Origin of the sequence: Bacteroides sp. GM023, assembly GCF_014750685.1 — a bacterium.
Classification (GTDB): Bacteria; Bacteroidota; Bacteroidia; order Bacteroidales; family Bacteroidaceae; genus Bacteroides.
The window spans coordinates 43,920-63,258 of sequence record NZ_JAAXGE010000004.1 but is presented as its reverse complement, the minus strand read 5'-3'; the positions used below and the strand labels follow the sequence as shown (position 1 = coordinate 63,258).

The 19,339-nt window shown below is 45.4% G+C and carries 12 protein-coding genes and 1 tRNA gene; 5 read left to right on the top strand and 8 right to left on the bottom strand.

Annotation, left to right across the window (positions count from 1 at the left end; genetic code table 11):
- The 3 genes from HC965_RS10460 (at position 1) to secDF (ending at position 6,384) form a co-directional block, all read left to right on the top strand.
- Positions 1-1,086 (top strand): endonuclease/exonuclease/phosphatase family protein, encoded by a 1,086-nt coding sequence (locus HC965_RS10460; protein WP_191031450.1) that lies wholly within the window; start codon positions 1-3, stop codon positions 1,084-1,086.
- A gap of 27 nt (positions 1,087-1,113) precedes the next feature.
- Entirely contained in the window at positions 1,114-3,201 is a 2,088-nt protein-coding gene (locus tag HC965_RS10455) for a M3 family metallopeptidase (protein ID WP_370539973.1), read from the top strand.
- A 165-nt stretch (positions 3,202-3,366) separates the two neighbouring features.
- The gene (secDF, locus tag HC965_RS10450) at positions 3,367-6,384 is read left to right on the top strand and encodes a protein translocase subunit SecDF (protein WP_191031449.1); all 3,018 of its coding nucleotides are present in this window, start codon (positions 3,367-3,369) and stop codon (positions 6,382-6,384) included.
- 176 nt (positions 6,385-6,560) lie between these two features.
- Here the strand turns inward: secDF and HC965_RS10445 are convergent.
- Positions 6,561-6,632, bottom strand: a tRNA-Arg gene (locus HC965_RS10445).
- Positions 6,633-6,835: 203 nt separating this feature from the next.
- Here HC965_RS10445 and HC965_RS10440 point away from each other — a divergent pair.
- Together HC965_RS10440 and HC965_RS10435 are read left to right on the top strand one after the other, a co-directional pair.
- Positions 6,836-8,686: a 2-oxoacid:acceptor oxidoreductase subunit alpha gene (locus HC965_RS10440; RefSeq protein ID WP_191031448.1), complete on the top strand. Its 1,851-nt coding sequence runs from the start codon at positions 6,836-6,838 to the stop codon at positions 8,684-8,686.
- Between the two features lie 3 nt (positions 8,687-8,689).
- Positions 8,690-9,700 carry a 2-oxoacid:ferredoxin oxidoreductase subunit beta gene (locus HC965_RS10435; protein ID WP_191031447.1) on the top strand — a complete coding sequence of 337 codons (1,011 nt, stop codon included), beginning with the start codon at positions 8,690-8,692 and terminating at the stop codon, positions 9,698-9,700.
- Positions 9,701-9,874: 174 nt separating this feature from the next.
- On the opposite strand, the gene HC965_RS10430 is transcribed toward HC965_RS10435, so the two are convergent.
- Genes HC965_RS10430 through HC965_RS10400 form a run of 7 tightly spaced genes read right to left on the bottom strand, consistent with a single transcriptional unit; the run spans position 9,875 to position 19,309 of the window.
- Entirely contained in the window at positions 9,875-11,065 is a 1,191-nt protein-coding gene (locus HC965_RS10430; protein ID WP_191031446.1) for an AGE family epimerase/isomerase, read from the bottom strand.
- A 12-nt stretch (positions 11,066-11,077) separates the two neighbouring features.
- Positions 11,078-12,451, bottom strand: a complete 1,374-nt coding sequence (locus tag HC965_RS10425; protein ID WP_191031445.1) for an MFS transporter — start codon at positions 12,449-12,451, stop codon at positions 11,078-11,080.
- Positions 12,452-12,480: 29 nt separating this feature from the next.
- Complete coding sequence (locus tag HC965_RS10420) at positions 12,481-13,653, bottom strand: glycosidase (protein WP_191031444.1); 1,173 nt, start codon at positions 13,651-13,653, stop codon at positions 12,481-12,483.
- A 43-nt stretch (positions 13,654-13,696) separates the two neighbouring features.
- Entirely contained in the window at positions 13,697-15,907 is a 2,211-nt protein-coding gene (locus HC965_RS10415) for an alpha-galactosidase (RefSeq protein ID WP_370539972.1), read from the bottom strand.
- A 6-nt stretch (positions 15,908-15,913) separates the two neighbouring features.
- Positions 15,914-17,014 carry a glycoside hydrolase family 26 protein gene (locus tag HC965_RS10410; RefSeq protein WP_191031443.1) on the bottom strand — a complete coding sequence of 367 codons (1,101 nt, stop codon included), beginning with the start codon at positions 17,012-17,014 and terminating at the stop codon, positions 15,914-15,916.
- A gap of 17 nt (positions 17,015-17,031) precedes the next feature.
- A complete protein-coding gene (locus HC965_RS10405; RefSeq protein WP_191031442.1) occupies positions 17,032-18,114 on the bottom strand; it encodes a glycosyl hydrolase in 1,083 nt (360 codons plus the stop codon).
- A gap of 19 nt (positions 18,115-18,133) precedes the next feature.
- Positions 18,134-19,309, bottom strand: coding sequence for a glycan-binding surface protein (locus HC965_RS10400; RefSeq protein WP_191031441.1), 1,176 nt, complete (start codon positions 19,307-19,309; stop codon positions 18,134-18,136).
- Between the last annotated feature and the right edge of the window lie 30 nt (positions 19,310-19,339).

The window sequence follows — 19,339 nt, the reverse complement described above, 5'->3', positions numbered from 1 at the left end:
ATGGAACATATTGGCAAAATTGTCGCATATCTGATACTGGCTATTAACGCTTTCTTCGTTGGAACGTTGATACTAAGCGCCTATAGTCCCTATCTAAGTCCGAGAGTAAACCCACTGGCTTCGAGCCTGGGACTTGCATTTCCGATATTTCTGACTATCAACTTCTTGTTTCTGGTCTTTTGGGCATTTATCAATTATCGCTATGCTTTATTACCAATCATCGGTTTCTTGATTTGTATTCCGCAAATACGGACTTATATTCCTTTTAATTCCACCACTAAAACGATACCGGAAGGGAGCATCAAACTACTGTCCTACAACGTAATGAGCTTTAGTAACCTGGAAAAGAAAGATGGGAAGAATCCTGTCCTGTCCTACCTGGCGGACAGTAAAGCCGATATTATTTGCCTGCAAGAATATAACACGGCTACCAATAGGAAGTTTCTGACGGAACAGGACGTGAAGAAAGCATTGAAGGCATACCCCTACCGGTCCATCCATCAACAAGGGGTAGGAGAAGTACAGCTTGCCTGTTTCTCAAAATTCCCCATACTTTCGTCACAGCCTATCAAGTATGAAAGTAGCTATAACGGTTCCATGAGATATGTACTGAAGGTGAACAACGACACCATTACATTGATTAATAACCATTTGGAATCCAACAAGCTAACCAAAGAAGACAGGGGAATCTACGAAGACATGATAAAAGACCCGAATGCCAGTAAAGTGAAAACCGGACTCCGCCAATTGGTGAAAAAGCTGGCGGAAGCATCGGCTATCCGTGCGTCACAGGCCGACTCCGTAGCCAGGTATATAGCAGAAAGCAAATATCCGACAATAATAGCCTGCGGTGACTTCAACGACGGTTCCATCTCGTATACCCATCGCATCCTTACCCAAAAACTAGACGACGCGTTCACCCAATCCGGCAAAGGACTGGGAATTTCTTATAATCAAAACAAGTTCTATTTCCGAATTGACAATATCCTGGTAAGCCCCAACCTGAAAGCCTACAACTGCACCGTAGACCGGTCTATCAAGGCTTCGGACCACTACCCTATCTGGTGCTATATCAGCAAGCGATAAGAACTGAAAACTCTAATAAAAACACTTATGATGATTAAAAAAACACTAACCCTTTTAGCAGTAAGTTGTATGATGTACTCCTGTGCTACGAAAACAGAAAGCAATCCTTTCTTTACAGAGTTTCAAACCGAGTATGGTGTTCCCTCTTTCGACAAGATTAAACTGGAACACTACGAACCTGCCTTCCTGAAAGGTATCGAAGAGCAAAACCAAAATATAGAAGCTATCATCGAAAGCCCGGAAATTGCGACATTCGAGAATACGATTGTAGCTTTGGACAACAGCGCACCTGTCCTGGACCGTGTAAGCGCTATTTTCTTCAATATGACAGACGCGGAAACAACCGACGTCCTGACCGAACTTTCGATGAAGATGGCACCGGTTCTTTCGGAACATGAAGATAATATCTCCCTGAATGAGAAACTTTTCAAACGGGTGAACAATGTGTACCAGCAGAAAGATTCACTGAACCTGACGACAGAGCAAAGCCGCCTGTTAGACAAAACCTACAAAAGATTTGTCCGTTCGGGAGCCAACCTCAGCGCAGAGAAACAAGCCCGTCTCCGCGAAATCAACAAAGAGCTTTCTACACTCGGCATCACCTTCAGCAACAATGTGTTGAATGAGAATAATGCTTTCCAACTTTTTGTTGATAAGGAAGAAGATTTGGCCGGACTGCCCGAATGGTTCCGCCAAAGCGCAGCCGAAGAAGCAAAAGCAGCCGGACAACCGGGTAAATGGTTGTTTACCCTGCACAATGCCAGTCGCCTGCCCTTCCTGCAATATTCAGAAAACCGTCCGCTCCGCGAACAAATGTACAAAGCCTACATCAACCGGGGAAACAACAATAACGAAAACGATAATAAAGAGAATATCCGTAAAATCGTCTCTCTACGCCTTGAAAAAGCTAATTTATTAGGTTTCGACTGCTACGCCAACTTTGTCCTGGACGAAACAATGGCAAAGAACGCAACAAACGTAATGGAACTTTTGAACAATCTTTGGAGCTATGCACTGCCGAAAGCGAAAGCAGAAGCAACAGAACTTCAGAAGTTGATGGATAAAGAAGGCAAAGGCGAAAAGCTGGAAGCATGGGACTGGTGGTATTACACCGAAAAACTGCGCAAAGAGAAATACAACCTGTCCGAAGAAGACACAAAGCCCTACTTCAAACTGGAGAATGTACGCGAAGGCGCATTTGCCGTAGCCAACAAACTTTACGGCATCACTTTAAGCAAACTGGAAGGAATCCCGACCTACCATCCTGACGTAGAAGTCTTTGAAGTGAAAGACGCCGACGGTTCCCAACTCGGAATCTTCTATGTAGACTATTTCCCGCGTGCCGGAAAAAGCGGTGGCGCATGGATGAGCAACTACCGTGAACAACAGGGAGCTACCCGTCCGCTGATATGCAACGTTTGCAGCTTCACCAAACCGGTAGGCGACACTCCTTCCCTGCTGACGATGGATGAAGTGGAAACATTGTTCCACGAATTTGGCCACGCCCTGCACGGCTTACTGACGAAATGCGAATACAAAGGAACATCCGGCACCAACGTCGTACGTGATTTTGTAGAACTTCCTTCTCAAATCAACGAGCACTGGGCTACCGAACCGGAAGTACTGAAAATGTATGCCAAACATTACCAGACAGGAGAAGTAATCCCCGATGAAATCATCGAAAAAATACTGGAACAAAAGACTTTCAACCAGGGATTCATGACAACGGAATTGCTGGCTGCCGCCATCCTCGACATGGACTTGCACACAGTGACAGATGTAAAGAATATGGATATACTTTCTTTCGAAAAAGAAGCGATGGATAAGCTCAATCTTATCCCCGAAATTGCTCCCCGTTACCGTGTCACTTACTTCAATCATATCATTGGCGGATACGCTGCCGGATACTATAGCTACCTATGGGCAAACGTACTGGACAATGATGCTTTTGAAGCCTTCAAAGAACATGGAATCTTTGATAAGAACACTGCCGACCTGTTCCGCTACAACGTATTGGAGAAGGGGGACAGCGAAGATCCGATGGTACTTTACAAGAATTTCCGCGGAGCCGAGCCAAGTTTGGAACCACTACTGAAAAACAGAGGAATGAAATAATTCTGCAAAAAAGCCCTTAAACATCAAATATTTGAGGGCTTCTTACATATAAATGTGAAAAAAAAACTATATTTGCAGCCTTGTATGCGGCAAAAAGAACTTGTGTACGACAGAATTTAACTGAAAATTAAATTAAAAAAGTAATCATCATAAATTAAAAGTAAAATGCAAAACAAAGGATTTGTAAAGGTTTTTGCGGTGCTACTCACGCTGGTATGCCTGTTCTACCTCTCATTCTCCTTCGCAACACGCCACTATACCAACAAGGCGAAAGAAATTGCGAACGGCGACCCGAAAGTAGAACAAGATTACCTCGACTCTCTCTCTAACGAGAAAGTTTGGCTGGGTAACTGGACGCTGAAACAATGTCGTGAGATGGAGATTAGTTTAGGTTTGGACCTGAAGGGTGGTATGAACGTTATCCTTGAAGTTTCTGTACCTGATGTTATCAAAGCACTGGCTGACAACAAGCCGGATGAAGCTTTCAACAAAGCATTGGGAGAAGCTGCAAAACAGGCTATCAACAGCCAGGATGATATCATCACCCTGTTTGTCAGAGAATACCACAAAGCAGCTCCGGACGCAAAACTTTCCGAACTCTTCGCAACACAACAGTTGAAAGACAAAGTTAACCAGAAATCAACGGATGCTGAAGTAGAAAAAGTACTGAGAACAGAAGTAAAAGCTGCAGTTGAAAACTCATACAACGTACTCCGTACCCGTATCGACCGCTTTGGTGTTGTTCAGCCGAACATCCAGAGTCTCGAAGACAAAATGGGACGTATCATGGTGGAACTGCCGGGTATCAAAGAACCGGAACGTGTGAGAAAACTTCTCCAAGGTTCTGCTAACCTGGAATTCTGGGAAACTTACACAGCAAAAGAAATTCTTCCTGCCATGCAATCTGCAGACGCTAAACTGCGCGCAGTATTGGCTGAAGAAACCACCGCCGATGGAGATACGATAGAAGCAGCAGTCATCACCGAAGCTACTCCGGTTGAGAAAAAAGCCGTAAGCGCAGCCGACAGCCTTGCTGCCGCACTGAAAGGTGACGCAACTGCTGAAGACGCATCTTCAAGCAACATGGAAGAAATCAAGAAGCAATATCCTCTGTTGTCTGTACTTCAGTTGAACTCCAGCGGACAGGGTCCTGTTATCGGTTATGCCAACTACAAAGACACTGCTACTATCAACGATTATCTGGCTATGGCGGAAATCAAGGCAGAACTTCCCAAAGACCTTCGTCTGAAATGGGGTGTTTCTCCTTCTGAATTCGACAAAAAAGGACAGACTTTCGAATTATACGCTATCAAGTCTACCGAACGCAACGGCAAAGCTCCGTTGGAAGGTGACGTAGTAACAGATGCTAAAGACGAATTCGACCAATATAGCAAACCGGCTGTAAGCATGACAATGAACTCTGACGGTGCACGCCGTTGGGCACAGTTGACTAAGCAGAACATCGGTCGTTCCATCGCTATCGTTCTTGATAACTATGTATATTCTGCACCGAACGTAAACTCTGAAATCACAGGCGGACGTTCACAGATTACAGGCCACTTCACTCCAGAACAGGCAAAGGACTTAGCTAACGTATTGAAATCAGGTAAGATGCCGGCTCCGGCTCACATCGTACAGGAAGATATCGTTGGTCCGTCACTGGGTCAGGAATCTATCAACGCGGGTGTTTTCTCATTCGTTGTGGCTTTGATTCTGTTGATGATCTATATGTGTTCTATGTACGGTCTCATCCCGGGTATGATTGCCAACGGGGCGTTGTTCCTGAACTTCTTCTTCGTATTAGGTATCCTTTCTTCCTTCCAGGCGGCACTGACAATGTCCGGTATTGCCGGTATGGTGTTGTCACTGGGTATGGCTGTGGATGCGAACGTGCTTATCTATGAACGTACAAAAGAAGAGCTTCGTGCCGGTAAGGGTGTGAAGAAAGCGCTTGCCGACGGTTATTCCAACGCATTCTCCGCTATCTTCGACTCTAACTTGACATCTATTATCACAGGTGTCATCCTGTTCAACTTCGGTACCGGTCCGATCCGTGGTTTTGCTACGACTTTGATTATCGGTATCCTTGTATCGTTCTTTACCGCTGTGTTCATGACTCGTTTGGTTTACGAGCACTTCTTGAACAAAGACAAGTTGCAGAACCTGACATTTACGACTAAGCTTTCGAAGAACCTGATGACCAACACACATTTCGATTTCATGGGAACAAATAAGAAATCCATGATTATCGTAGGAGCTGTTATCATCATTTGTATCGGTTCATTCGCTATCCGTGGTTTAAGTCAGAGTATCGACTTCACAGGTGGACGTAACTTTAAGGTACAGTTTGAAAATCCTGTGGAACCGGAACAAGTACGCGAGTTGATCGCAAGCAAATTCGGTGATGCCAACGTTAGCGTTATCGCTATCGGTACAGACAAGAAAACGGTTCGTATCAGCACAAACTACCGTATCGAAGATGCTGGTAATAACGTTGACTCGGAAATCGAATCCTATCTGTATGAAACACTGAAACCGGTATTGACTCAAAACATTACACTGGCTACTTTCATCGACCGTGACAATCACACAGGTGGTAGTATCGTAAGTTCACAGAAGGTAGGTCCGAGTATCGCAGACGACATCAAGACAGGCGCTATTTGGTCAGTTGTTCTGGCACTGATCGCTATCGGCCTGTATATCTTGATCCGTTTCCGCAATATCGCATACAGTATCGGTTCTATCGTAGCCCTGACATGTGATACAGTCATGATTATCGGTGCTTACTCACTGTTCTGGGGTATCTTGCCGTTCTCTCTGGAAATCGACCAGACATTTATCGGTGCTATCCTGACAGCTATCGGTTACTCTATTAATGATAAGGTGGTAATCTTCGACCGTGTACGCGAGTTCTTCGGCTTGTATCCGAAACGTGACAAGCGTGTGTTGTTCAACGACTCTTTGAACACGACACTGGCTCGTACCATCAATACATCATTGAGTACATTGATCGTGTTGCTGTGTATCTTCATCCTCGGTGGTGACTCTATCCGCAGCTTCGCATTCGCGATGATTCTCGGTGTGGTTATCGGTACATTGTCTTCATTGTTCATTGCATCTCCGATTGCATACAACATGATGAAGAACAAAAAAGTAGTAGCTGTCGCTGCTACGGAAGAATAATATATTCCTGAAATAGAAAAAGCCTCTTCCGAACATTCGAAAGAGGCTTTTTCTATTGATTATTAAAACAAATAGAAGCTATAAGACGTTAATCTTTAAAGAAGCCATTGTAAAACTTAAAACTTGATACAGCATGAAAGACTACAACACAACTTCCCATAGATTCTTCTTCGTAGTAGCCCCGAGGGGAATCGAACCCCTATCTAAAGTTTAGGAAACTTCTATTCTATCCGTTGAACTACAGGGCCGCTTCAAATTTGTTTGCAAAGATAACGGTTTCTGTCGATTTAACAAGAATAAAAATACAGGTTCCTTTCATATAGGCTTAATATTTTGCGTCAATAGGACAATAAAGTACGTTTTATTTTGATAATTCGATTAACTTTCCGACCTTTGCGCTCACAAATTGAAAGTAAAAACAGTTTTTAAATTAAATATAGTAATTAAAGTTATGGCAGACGAAATGATGGTTAAAGAATTGGAGGAAGTCGTAGTACGTTTCTCCGGCGACTCCGGCGATGGCATGCAGCTGGCCGGCAACATCTTCTCGAACGTGTCGGCTACGGTAGGAAATGACATCTGTACATTCCCCGACTACCCGGCAGACATCCGCGCCCCGCAAGGTTCGCTGACCGGTGTTTCCGGTTTCCAGGTACACATCGGCGCCGGACAGGTTTACACTCCCGGAGACCGTTGCCACGTATTGGTAGCAATGAATCCTTCCGCACTGAAAACACAAATCAAATTCTGTAAACCGCAGGGACTTATCATCACCGACTCCGACTCATTCGAAGCCAGAGATTTGGAAAAGGCACAATTCAAGACTGACAATCCTTTTGAAGAACTGGGCGTTAAACAGGAAGTACTCGAAGTACCTATCTCTTCCATGTGTAAAGAGAGCCTGAAAGACTCGGGACTGGACAACAAATCAGCGCTCCGCTGTAAAAACATGTTTGCACTCGGACTGGTTTGCTGGCTGTTCAACCGTAACCTGGCAGCAGCAGAAAAAATGCTGCGCGAGAAATTCGCCAAGAAACCCGAAATCGCAGAAGCTAATATTAAGGTATTGAACGATGGTTTCAACTATGGAGCCAACACTCACGCTTCTGTCTCCACTTATAAGATTGAAAGCAAAGCTCCGAAATCCAAAGGGCTTTATACAGATATTAATGGTAATAAGGCAACGTCATACGGCTTGATAGCTGCTGCCGAGAAAGCAGGGTTGGAACTCTACCTGGGTTCTTATCCTATCACTCCGGCTACTGACATCCTGCACGAATTATCCAAACATAAATCACTGGGAGTAAAAACCGTGCAGTGCGAAGACGAAATCGCAGGTTGCGCTTCTGCCGTTGGTGCCGCTTTTGCGGGTGCTTTGGCGGTAACTACGACTTCCGGCCCGGGTGTTTGTCTGAAGAGTGAGGCGATGAACCTTGCTGTAATCGGCGAACTTCCGTTAGTGATTGTCAATGTACAGCGTGGTGGCCCGTCTACGGGTCTTCCTACCAAATCAGAACAGACCGACTTACTGCAAGCTCTCTACGGACGCAACGGCGAAAGCCCGATGCCCGTTATCGCTGCAACGTCACCGACCAACTGTTTTGACTCCGCATACATGGCAGCCAAGATTGCCCTGGAACATATGACTCCAGTTGTATTGCTGACCGATGCTTTCGTAGCAAACGGCTCCGCTGCCTGGAAACTTCCTAACCTGGACGAATATCCTGCCATCAACCCGCCATACGTAACTCCGGACATGGCCGGCAACTGGACTCCTTACCAACGTAACGAAGAAACAGGTGTACGCTACTGGGCTACTCCGGGAACGGAAGGATTCACACACCGTATCGGTGGCCTTGAAAAGAGCAACGAAACAGGAGCTATCTCCACTGAAGCGGAAAACCACGATAAAATGGTTCACCTGCGCCAAGCCAAAGTAGACAAGATTGCCGACTATATCCCCGAACTTGAAGTGATGGGCGATGAGGACGCAGACTTACTGATTGTGGGTTGGGGTGGCACTTACGGTTATCTCCGTCTGGCTATGGACCATATGCGCGAACATGGAAAGAAAGTGGCTTTCGCACACTTCCAGTACATCAATCCGCTGCCAAAGAACACGGCTGACGTATTGCGTAAATATAAGAAAATCGTGGTTGCTGAACAGAATTTGGGACAATTCGCAGGTTACCTGCGCATGAAGGTGCCGGGACTGAACATCAGCCAGTTCAACCAAGTGAAAGGACAGCCTTTCGTTACGAGAGAATTGATAGATGCATTTACTAAATTATTGGAGGAATAAGAGATGAGCGATAAAGTATATACCGTACAAGATTATAAATCAGGCCAGCCCCGCTGGTGTCCGGGATGCGGTGACCACGCTTTCCTGAATTCACTGCACAAGGCTATGGCCGAACTGGGAACAGCACCGCACGATATTGCCGTAATTTCCGGTATCGGTTGTTCTTCCCGTCTGCCTTACTACGTAAATACGTATGGTTTCCACACCATCCACGGACGTGCTGCCGCTGTTGCCACAGGTGCAAAAGTAGCTAACCCGAATTTGACTATCTGGCAGATTTCCGGTGACGGTGACGGCCTGGCAATTGGTGGTAACCACTTCATCCACGCTTTACGCCGTAACATCGACTTGAATATGATTCTTCTGAACAACCGTATCTATGGTTTGACAAAAGGACAATATTCACCGACTTCGGAACGCGGGCTCGTGACTAAATCTTCTCCTTATGGAACAATAGAAGACCCGTTCCACCCTGCTGAACTTGCTTTCGGTGCCCGTGGACGCTTCTTTGCCCGCTGCATAGCAGTGGATGGCGCCGCTTCTATCGAAGTATTGAAAGCAGCAGCCAACCACAAAGGTGCTTCTGTTGTAGAGGTTCTGCAAAACTGCGTTATCTTCAACGACGGAACTCACGCTTCTGTCGCAACTAAAGAAGGACGTGCCAAGAATGCTATCTACCTGGAACATGGCAAACCCATGTTGTTCGGTGAAAACAAGGAATTCGGATTGATGCAGGAAGGCTTCGGACTGAAAGTGGTGAAACTTGGTGAAAATGGCATCACAGAAAAAGATGTCCTTATCCATGACGCACACTGTCAGGACAATACGCTTCAATTGAAACTTGCCTTGATGGAAGGGCCTGACTTCCCGATTGCACTCGGTGTAATCCGCGATGTTGATGCTCCGACTTACAACGATGCAGTTACAGAACAAATTGAGGAAATCAAAGCCAAAAAGAAATATCACAATTTCCAGGAGCTGTTGATGACGAATGATACTTGGGAAGTGAAGTAATTCACTGCTCATCAATAATATAAAAGCTGGAGGAAGGACGAAACATCTCTTTCTCCAGTTTTCATTATAAATACACCTCAAATTTGCCAAAAGGCCATCTTCAGTCATCCCACAGTATACTAAGTGTCACACCACAGCTTACTGGTACACCCACACAAACCGGCTGCAATGAAATCAAAAACGCTCCATAATCTCTATACACATACGCCCGTTATGGTAAGGACATTTCCAAAATCCGGCTTTATCATCCTCACGGTTGACAGCCCCATCAGCCGAAAGGCTCCAGTACCATTCTCCGTTTGCATAATCAATCAAATGCTTTTTGATGAACTCCCAGCACCGGACAGCGCGTGACAAAGATAACTTGTCACCGAAATGCTGATATAGATTCATGAATCCTACCACTGTTTCAGCTTGTACCCACCAATGCCGGTCAGCATCAATAGAAGAACTGTCAGTCCGCAACTCATAAATCATTCCACCGTCGGAAAGAAAACCTTCCGCAGCAGCCTCAGCAATCTCGACGACGTACATTTCTATTTCGGACAATAGCTGGCGGTCAGCAAGTACGAGTGCCGCCTCATGGATGAGCCACGACGCTTCAATATCATGACCGTAAGATATAATATGGTAATTGCTTTGCCAGTTGTCATCAAAGAAAAGCTGTAGATGCCTTGTGTCCATATCCATAATCTCATCAACGAATAAACGGATAAGATTATGTAATCGGCTTTTCAGTATTTCATCCTTCCATACTCGAAAAAGATTGGTGTAAGGCTCAAGAATATGCAAATGAGTATTCATTGTCTTACGTTCATTCGCATCCTTGTCACTGAGACGCATATCCGCTATTTCTTCCCATTCTCGGGAAAAAGCTTCATAATACCCATTTCTTCTTTCGTCAAAACAATGCAATTCGATGTCATGAAAAAGGCGGATAGCATACTCCAAAGCTTCGTTGTCTGCCGTTGCCCGATGATATTCACTCAGTCCATAAATAGCAAATCCGATAGCATAGACCTGCTTCTTTGTATCCAAAGGCTGCCCATGAGCATCTATGCTCCAATAAATTCCCCCAAATTGTTTATCATAAAAACGGTCGATTATTTCACGTTTGGCACGAGTGGCAATTTCCAGATATTCGGGCTTATGCAACAGACGGTAAGCGGCGGAAAATGTCCACAAGATGCGCGCATTCATGACAGCTCCCTTCTCTGCTTCTGCAACCAAGCATTCTTGCCCTGTGATACGACCATAAAATCCTCCGTTCCCTCTGTCCTGCATTTTCTCTATCCAGTAAGGGAGAATATTAGTGGTAAGCACTTGTTGTACTTCCTCTTTCAGGCGTTCAATAGTGGTTTCCATAATCCTAAATGTTTAATGATGATTTCTTTTCTGTTCCAGTTCCCCGATGATTTCTTTCATTCTTTTTTCGGACAGCGGATACATACTGATGAACAAAATGCTCAATAAGGTACCTATGGCAGGCAAAAAACTGAGAAACATCCTGATACCGTTAATAGCCTGGTCGTTTTGCACCACATTCGCCTGGAAACCGAAGTACCCCAACAACCATCCAGTGACAGCACTGCCGATTGCCCAACCAAACTTCTGACTCATCGACGAAGAAGAAAATATCAGTCCGGTAGCCCTGTTACCCGTTTTAAGTTCGGAGTAGTCTACACAATCGGCATACATGCTCCATAAAAGAGGGAAAATACTGCCGGCACAAATACTGATAAGTATCTGGAAAATAAAAATGAGTACAAGATTCTCTTTCTCGAACCAATAGAAAACGATACTGAGCACCGTAGCAACTACCATAGCCCACATATAAGTTCTTTTTTTTCCGATGCGGTTGCTGACCGGAGCGGCCAAAATCACTCCGATGATATTAGCCGCTTGTCCAATAGCCAGATACAGTCCGCTTAGTACAAAGGGGATACCCAGAAGGGTAACCGGTTCATTACTATTTTCCACAATAAAGTACTTGAAATAATACACAGTGGCACCATCACGAATGGAATTGAAAATCAAGGCAGCAATACCCGCTCCCAACAAAATCCACCAGGGGCGGTTGTGCAGCAAATCTTTCAAGTCATCTTTCAGCGGTGCCTGCTTCTCCCTGATAGGTTTCACACGCTCACGGGTCAAAGCAAAACAACCGATAAAAAAGACGGTACACATTACAGCTATCACGGTTACAGCCATTTCCCAACCGTATTGCTCACCATGCCCTTCACTAAAAGCATTCACCATAGGCATGAAGAGCAGCAATGCGATGAAACTGCCCAAATAGGCAAATACCATGCGGTATACAGACAGCACATTGCGATCATGCGGTTCGGCACTCATCACGCCCAACAGAGAAGCATAAGGCACATTGATAGCCGAATAAACCATCATCATCAGTGAGTAAGTAATATAAGCATATACAATCTTCGCCGTCATGCTCCATTCGGGAGTAGTGAAAGTCAGGATTCCGATGAAGGCAAACGGAAAAGCAAGAAATAGCAGATAAGGGCGGAACTTTCCCCACCTCGAACGAGTGCGGTCGGCAATGATTCCGACAATAGGGTCGAATGCCGAATCCCATACACGAGTGACGAGGAACATAGTCCCCACAACGGCTGCCGGCATTCCGAACACATCCGTATAAAATATCATCAGATAAGAGCCGAACAACTTCCAGAACATGGAGGAAGCCATGTCTCCCAAACCGTAGCCAATCTTTTCTTTTAGTTTTATCATGGTAGACCGTTATTTAAGGATGCTGGGCATCAACTCATCAATTTCAGGTTTTTCGCAATTTGCCGTTTCAGTGTTTCGACAGAGGCAGATGAACAATAACCGTCTTGCGGAGTATTCAGACAATAATCCACCAGCCTGTCTATGGTAGAAGTTGCCACATGCATACGTGTATCACTCGAAGCGTAATAAATGAATACTTTTCCGTCTTCATCTGCAATCCAGCCATTGGAAAACAGTACATTCGAAACATCTCCCACACGTTCCCCGCCTTCGGGAACCATGATTGCCCCGGCAGGAGAAGCTATCACACGAGTCGGGTCTTCAAGAGAAGTCATATACATATAAAGAACATATCTTAACCCGGCGGCACATCCGCGAACCCCATGTGCCAGATGCAGCCACCCTTTAGGAGTCTTGATAGGATGCGGCCCTTCTCCGTTCTTCACCTCTTTGATTGTATGATAATAGCGCCGGTCGATAATCGTTTCCTCTCTTACCTCCGCATGAGTCATATCGTCCACCAATGCCCAGCCGATTCCCCCTCCGCTTCCGGCATCGATGAATCCGTCCTGCGGACGGGTGTAAAGTGCATATTTCCCATTGACGAATTCGGGATGAAGCACGACATTGCGTTGCTGGCTTCCGGTCTTCAAATCAGGCAGCCGCTCCCAGTTCACAAAATCTTTGGTGCGAGCTATGGCAGCAGTGGCAGTTGCCGATGACAAGTCGCCCGCCGGCGCTGCCGGGTCATGTCTTTCCGCGCAGAAAATGCCGTACACCCAGCCGTCTTCATGCGCCGTAAGGCGCATATCATAAATATTGGTAGCTGGAATCACATCTTCGGGCATCGTAATAGGATAATCCCAAAAACGGAAATTGTCAATGCCATTAGGACTCTCGGCTACTGCAAAAAACGATTTACGGTCGGCACCTTCCACACGTACTACCAACAGGTACTTACCGTTCCATTTAATGGCTCCGGAATTCAATGTAGCGTTCATGCCGATACGCTCCATCAGATAAGGGTTGGATTTGGGATCCAAATCATAACGCCAGAAGACGGGAGTATGGGCAGCCGTCAGTATCGGATACTTGTAACGGGTGAAAATGCCGTTACCATCTTCCAAAGGCACATTCTTGCGGGTAATCAGTTTATTGTAATCATCAAACAGAGTATTCAACTTCTCTTTAAATGTAATCATATCAATCGTCAAACTAAATATCGTTATTCTCTTATATATATATTCACTTAACCTCTTCCAGATAAAGTATCCGGCTGGAATAATCACTCAACTTATGGTAATCCACTTTGTGATTATAAGGCATTTCCAGTCCGTTCGCCATCAGATACGCGCCGCTAAAAGCTTTTCCTTCGTAATCCAGAGGCTGGTTGTCTATCCGGTTCAATTCAGTCACTTTATAAATTTTATCAGGATGAAGCCCCGCCATCCTGATACGAGGCAAATGCTGGTTGCAGAAATGTTCAGTCTTCCACCAATAGAACACAGCTTTCTCTTTTTCCGGAGAGACGTACATCAGTGAAGCTACTCCCAGTCTGTCATACGGAGAAAGTAACCGGTAAATATCTCCCAATTGTACCACAGGACGAATCATCTTATAGTCAGCAATAGCCTTACGACATAGTTCTTTCTCTTCGTCCGTCATATTCTTAGGCTGTATTTCCATTCCCAAACGACCGCTCATAGCCACATCGATACGATATTTCAAAGGAATGGTGCGGAAAGTCTGATGATTGGGCGCAGCACTGATATGTGAAGCCATAGCTATAGCCGGAAAGAAATAAGAGGCTCCCCATTGCATATAAATTCGCTGCAACGCATCTGTATTGTCACTCACCCAAAACTCGTCAAAGTAAGGAAGCACTCCATAATTGGCACGCCCGCCTCCACTGGCACACGCCTGTATGGTGAGTTCCGGATATTTGGCACGTATCCGGCGGCACACATTCTCAAATCCCCGATGATAGGCAATATACAGATGACTTTGTTCATTCTTCGGCAGATAGTTCGACCCATGATTCATGATAGCCATGTTCGCATCCCATTTGATATAGTCTATTTCCGGATAATTGGTCATCAAAGTGTCTACAAGATTGAATATAAAATCCTGCACCTGCGGATTGCCCAGGTCAAGCACCACTTGCGTCCCTCCACGCCCCAATACCGGTTCGCGCAAGGGAGCTTTCAATATCCATTCCGGATGCTTTTCGTAAAGCTCACTAGTGGTATTGGCCATTTCCGGTTCAATCCATATACCGAACTTCACCTTATGTTGGCGGGCATCGTCCACCAATTTGCGAATACCGCCGGGCAGTTTCCCGGTATCCACCTTCCAGTCGCCCAATGAAGAATTGTCTGAGTTACGTTTGTACTTATCACCAAACCATCCATCGTCCATCACAAACAGTTCACCACCCATAGATGCGATATCTCCCATCATCTGGTTCATACCGTTCTCGTTGATATCAAAATACACTCCTTCCCAACTGTTCAACAATATTTTGCGGAGAGAATTTCCATGCGCCAGTTTGTATTTGCGTGCCCAACGATGAAAGTTACGGCTGCATCCGCTCAGTCCCTCGGCGCTGTAAGTCAATGCTAAAGCCGGAGTGATGAAAAGCTCCCCTTTCTTTAAGTTATAAGCTGAGTTCTCTTCATTTATGCCGGCATAAAATTGATGATATTCACTGTCATCCGTATCAATGCGTAGTTTGTAGTTTCCGCCATAACAAAGAGCTGCACCAATGACATTGCCGTAGTTCTCCTGTGGTTTGCCATCAAGAGAGAACATCACTTCGGCATGCGCCGTATGCGAATTTCTCACGCCATCCCTATTCTTTATCACTTTCATGCCCGGTTCGAGAGGTTCCTGCACAAGTTTCCCCTCGTTGGCCCATGAACCGTACAAACTTGACAACCATACATTCCCCCTCCTCACAGGCAGAAAAGCCGAATCAAACTTACGTAACGTAACATTCTTTTTCTCCGCATGGGCTATTTCTGTCCAAGTCTCTATGATATCTACATCAGAGTAGGCCTTGTAGCACACATTTACAGAAAACGGATAGACCTTGTCTTTCAGTTTAATGACGGCAATAACTGCTCCGTCGGTGTTCTTGATTTCCGTACCGGTCACTTCCATTTGCAAAGTCATGTTTCCGTCGGCATGAGTCACTGCCAACGCCGACTCACCCGGACAGTTCATACCATATACCGGATAAGCCGTATGTTGCATGACAGGTGCATTATAAACTTCGCGATAATCGTTTTCAGTAAGCTTACTGCCATAATATACATACTTCAATTCTCCTCCCACCGGAGCCGAGAGTACCAGTGAAGTACGAGGGGTTGACACATGCACATTTTGAGCAACCAAGTCTCCTGTTACAAACAAAAGAGTAGTAAACAGGCAGATTCTAATCAGATTCTTCATCATGTTTCCTTATTTATAGAGTTCAAAATTGTCTCCGACAAACAACATTTTCGGAGACTGACTGAATTTCACGAAATCATCGGCAGATACTTGTCCGGGATAGGGAGCATAATAATGAGTGGACTTTTCGCGCGCATTACGCCAAACCAGTACATAACTGAGGGGATATTTCTCGATGACCGGCAACAGCGTCCCTGTCCACCACAGGGAATCGGGAATGCCTTCCAATCCCGTTTCGGTCAGGGCAATAGGCTTATCGTGCTTCCTGCCCGCTTCAGTCAGAATCGTCAACATCTTGTTCAATTGCCTGATATACTGAGAACGTTCATACTGATAGACATCCGTACCAAGAACATCTATAATATCATCCCCCGGATAGCGTTCAAGATATTCTTCAACCGTATCAGATTCCATTCCCGGCGAGTAAGCTAACAGCACATTATTCACTCCCTTCAGACGCAAACGGTCGTTGGTCATCCGCCAAAGGGTCTTGTATTGTTCCGAAGAACACAAATCCTTGCCCCACCAAAACCAGCTTCCGGTATGTTCATGCCAAGGGCGAAACACCACAGGAACGAGTGTCCCCTCCTTTGTCTTCAGTGAAAGCAGGAAATCGGCCACACGGTCTATCCATCCGAGCATTTTCTCATGATTCTCTCCTCCCTGCATAACAGAAGCCACTACAGTGCTATCGGTCACATCCCATGAGTCACCACCCGTTTTCGGATTACGTGCATGCCAACTGAGCGAAATCATGCCGCCACGGGCATACTGCTCAATAATATATTCACGAAGATGCACAAAGGATACTTTGTCAAGATTATGTGTTCCTCCGAGCTCAATCTCTCCCAAATCGAAAGACATCACCCCCGGATAAGCACCGCAGACACTCTTGACATCGCTACGTCCCTTATCACCTTCCCAACCTATTCCGTAAGCAGTATCATCATGATGCCCGAAAAGAATGCCTTTCCGTTCCGCCTGTTTCAAACTCTGGAACAAGGCGACTGTTTCCGGCGTTTTTCCACCGGCTTCTCCTCCACCACTGCACGCAGTCGGTAAGAGGATGCAAAGTATCACATTAATAGTCAGAATTATATATTTCATCATAAAAGTTGAATAGTCTGTTATTTAAACGAAGGCAAATCACTACGGCAAATCACACCAGGCTGACTGAAAGCGTTGCTCCACCATGCCTTGTCGGCATGTTCATGCCGACCGGAATTAAAAACAGGCGCAGTAGTATCCTTTGTCACTTCATAGTCATACCAGGTCATGAACCACGCCCATTGAGCTCCGGCTGCCAATTGCTTGTCTATGGTTGCCACATTACCACATTCGCTAAGTGCAATCAGCTTGTCCGGGAAAGTTTTTTTCAGCACATCAAAATCTATGGCCAGTCCGGCAGCGTCGGTCTTGTGGTACACGTCCCGTCCGATAATATCCACGTATGCATCACCGGGATACCAGTCCTTGTCGTTCGTTTCGCTCGTCCATACCCAGATAAGATTGTTCAGTCCTTTCTGCTTGAACATCTCATATACAAGTTTCCAGAGCCGTTTGTATGAAACTGCGTCTTTCCCCCACCAAAACCATTTGCCTGCCGCTTCGTGCAACGGTCTCCAGATGACAGGAATATTCTTTTGCTTCAAAAGCAGCAAGTAACTTGCCAATTCTTCCAAATCAGCTTTAATGATCTCATTTTCCCTGGTTCCCTCCTGCAATGCCTTGACAATATCAAAATCCGTTTCGCTAACCATACATTTATACTCACTGCTGTTTTCCGTGACCGGCACATTCCAATGCCAACATGCAGCAACCAATCCTCCGGCATTCCACCAGTCTTCAACAACCGATGTCTTATTATAATCAATCCAGTCGGCCGGCGAAGCGGGAAGGTTCATGTAATCGAAGCAGACAATGGCGGGATACTTCCCGGTCTGACGGTTTACCCATACTGCTTCATTGACGTTCCATGCCACATTCGCCATTGTGCTGCTCAAAGTTTTTTTCCCCCAGCAGTTTCTCAGATATGTATACACTTTCTTAGCTTCGACGGATGCGTCCACGGTGCAAAGTTCTTTCTTTATCAACGAATTGTCCACCGGTTCCGGCTCCGTAGCCGGAAAGTCTTCCCCGGACGAGGAAGAGCATCCCGCTCCTATACCACAAAAGATGAAATAAATCAAAAAGTTATATATATTCTTCATACCTATTTTCTATAATCATTTACCTGATTTTCTTCTCAATACGAATATTGGCAAAACTGTGGTCTACGCTCCAATCCGAATTGGGTTGGAGGATGAATGACAACCCTGTCCATCCTTCCGAGAAAGCATTACCCGACACGCTCTGCAAATCAATTGAAACAGTACACCACTTCCCGTATGTATTGAAACTACCATTCGCTGAAGGATTCCACGGATAATTGCCATTATTAAGCTGAATCAAATAACCATATTCAGCCGAATCATAGAACGGATGCCCCGTCGGAGAGTAAACCTCAAACTTAAAGTTGTAATCGGCAGGATTTGCCGCCACATCAGCCGGGCAATTAAATCCTCCGCAAACAAGATTCGTCCAGTTCCATGCACCATAACTGCCATTCACCCTAAAATAAGGGCCATAGAGAATTTCAGGCTCGTTGTCGCCTGCTTCATTGACGATAAGTTCTTTGCCTGCCCAGAGTCCGTAATCATCAGGACGAGAAAGGTTCCAGATAATCGCATCCGTCATACGATAAGGGATTCTCTCGGTATGGGCAACAGAACCCGCTCCCACATAACTCACTTCGATGACAGAGTTATCCTGTGCATTCTCTGGAATGACAACCGACATATATTTGTCCGAGATAGAATCTACCTCAAGTTCTACACCGTTCATTTTGACAGTAGAAGTAGAATTCCCGCCTCCGAATCCATAGAGGTCGAAGTACTTACCTTTCAACTGTACAGATGTGCCGGGAAGAGCAAATTCGTTATATAGACCGTCCACCTGAACCAAGGGTACAGACACCGTGAAATCATACGTGGTACTTCCCAACTCCGTTTCATAATAGAGTTTATTATTCACTTCCAACGGAATCTGACGGGGAATGGGAAGATAGGCACTGCCGGCAGTCGCATATACCTCACCGACAGGGAGTTCGACATCATTGAACATCACTTTCCTCACACGGCTTAAATTGGAACCGTCAAGCACAATCATCTGCTCCAGATTTCCGTCAGTGATTGGTAACAATTTATCCCTGTCTTTGGAGTCATATACAGCGTCAATAACGGGGGCACCGCTTGACGCCATTTCGTCGTCATAATTATCATTATAGGTCACTATGTCCTGACAAGCACTAAAGCTCAACGCCATACAGCACATAAGAGTTATGGATTTGAAAGATAATCTTTTCATGAAATATTGATTTTAAATTTCTGACTTTAT

Coding starts and splice junctions, on each gene's coding strand:
- HC965_RS10460 (WP_191031450.1), top strand. CDS start 1: ATGGAACATATTGGCAAAATTGTCGCATATCTGATACTGGCTATTAAC.
- HC965_RS10455 (WP_370539973.1), top strand. CDS start 1,114: ATGATGATTAAAAAAACACTAACCCTTTTAGCAGTAAGTTGTATGATG.
- secDF (WP_191031449.1), top strand. CDS start 3,367: ATGCAAAACAAAGGATTTGTAAAGGTTTTTGCGGTGCTACTCACGCTG.
- HC965_RS10440 (WP_191031448.1), top strand. CDS start 6,836: ATGGCAGACGAAATGATGGTTAAAGAATTGGAGGAAGTCGTAGTACGT.
- HC965_RS10435 (WP_191031447.1), top strand. CDS start 8,690: ATGAGCGATAAAGTATATACCGTACAAGATTATAAATCAGGCCAGCCC.
- HC965_RS10430 (WP_191031446.1), bottom strand. CDS start 11,065: ATGGAAACCACTATTGAACGCCTGAAAGAGGAAGTACAACAAGTGCTT.
- HC965_RS10425 (WP_191031445.1), bottom strand. CDS start 12,451: ATGATAAAACTAAAAGAAAAGATTGGCTACGGTTTGGGAGACATGGCT.
- HC965_RS10420 (WP_191031444.1), bottom strand. CDS start 13,653: ATGATTACATTTAAAGAGAAGTTGAATACTCTGTTTGATGATTACAAT.
- HC965_RS10415 (WP_370539972.1), bottom strand. CDS start 15,907: ATGATGAAGAATCTGATTAGAATCTGCCTGTTTACTACTCTTTTGTTT.
- HC965_RS10410 (WP_191031443.1), bottom strand. CDS start 17,014: ATGATGAAATATATAATTCTGACTATTAATGTGATACTTTGCATCCTC.
- HC965_RS10405 (WP_191031442.1), bottom strand. CDS start 18,114: ATGAAGAATATATATAACTTTTTGATTTATTTCATCTTTTGTGGTATA.
- HC965_RS10400 (WP_191031441.1), bottom strand. CDS start 19,309: ATGAAAAGATTATCTTTCAAATCCATAACTCTTATGTGCTGTATGGCG.